Annotated in this window: 1 protein-coding gene; it reads left to right on the forward strand. The window is 62.4% G+C overall.

The window, feature by feature from the left end:
- Positions 1 to 1,623 (forward strand): glutamine--fructose-6-phosphate transaminase (isomerizing) (gene glmS / locus AC1DUU_RS31435; protein ID WP_476787213.1); only part of this gene is annotated, 1,623 nt, incomplete at both ends.

Consider the following 1,623-nt stretch of genomic DNA (forward strand, 5'->3'; position numbering starts at 1 on the left):
GATCAATCTCGAGCGACGACTGAAAGCCGAACCGCTCGACGGCAATATCGGCATCGGCCACACGCGCTGGGCGACCCATGGGGTGCCCAACGAGACCAACGCGCATCCGCATTTTTCCAACGGCGTGGCGATCGTCCACAACGGCATCATCGAGAACTTCGCCGATTTGCGTGATGAGCTTCAAAGCGACGGCTACGAATTCACCTCGCAGACCGATACCGAGGTGGTCGCACATCTGATCGCGCGCGAGTTGGCGGGCGGCGCAAAGCCCATCGATGCGGCGCATGCGGCGCTGAAGCGGCTCAGCGGCGCGTTTGCGCTGGCCATCATGTTCAAGGGCGACGACAATTTGATCGTCGGCGCCCGCAACGGACCGCCCTTGGCCATCGGCCATGGCGAGGGCGAGATGTTTTTGGGCTCCGATGCAATCGCACTGGCACCCTTCACCAATTCCGTCACCTACCTTGAGGATGGCGACTGGGCCGTGGTGCGCCGCAATGAATTCCAGATCTACGATATGGAACGCACGCCGGTGGAGCGCCAGCGGCGCCAGTCGGTCGGCTCAAGCTACCTCGTCGACAAGGGCAATCACCGCCACTTCATGGAAAAGGAGATCCATGAGCAGCCGGAAGTGATTTCGCACACGCTGGCGCATTATCTCGACTTCACGCAAGGGACCTCGAAGCCGCTCGACCTGCCGTTCAGCTTCGCCGACATCGACCGCCTGGCGGTTTCGGCCTGCGGCACGGCCTATCTCGCCGGATTGGTCGGCAAATACTGGTTCGAGCGCCATGCGCGGCTGCCGGTCGACATCGATGTCGCTTCGGAGTTCCGCTACCGCGAAATGCCGATCTCGAAGAAGAGTGCCGCGTTCTTCGTATCGCAGTCGGGCGAGACCGCCGACACGCTGGCGTCGCTGCGCTATTGCCGCAAGGCGGGCGTGCCGATTGGCGCCATCGTCAATGTGCGCGAATCAACGATGGCGCGCGAATCCGACGTGACGATGCCAACGCTGGCAGGCCCCGAAATCGGGGTCGCCTCGACCAAGGCCTTCACCTGCCAGCTCTCGGTGCTGGCGGCGCTCACCATCCGTGCCGCCTCGCAGCGCGGCACGATTACGCCCGACGAGGAAAGAGCGCTGGTGCGCAGCCTGTCGGAAACGCCGCGTTATGCAGCCCAGGTGCTCAAGCTCGACAAGCAGATCGAGAAGGTGGCGCGGGAACTCGCATCCTACAAGCACGTGCTCTACCTCGGCCGCGACACCAATTTTCCACTCGCCATGGAAGGTGCCCTCAAGCTCAAGGAAATCTCCTATATCCACGCCGAGGGTTATGCCGCGGGCGAGCTCAAGCATGGGCCGATCGCGCTGATCGACGAGAACATGCCGGTCATCGTCATCGCACCGCACGACCGCATCTTCGAAAAGACCGTGTCGAACATGCAGGAAGTGGCGGCGCGTGGCGGCAAGATCATCCTGATCACCGACCAGAAGGGAGCGGCGCAGGCCACCRTGAAGACGATGGAAACCATCGTCTTGCCCGACGTGCCGGAGTTCATCGCGCCGATCATCTATGCGCTGCCGATCCAGATGCTGGCCTATTTCACCGCCGTGTTCATGGGCAC

The organism is Aminobacter sp. P4_H6_2, from assembly GCF_056400805.1.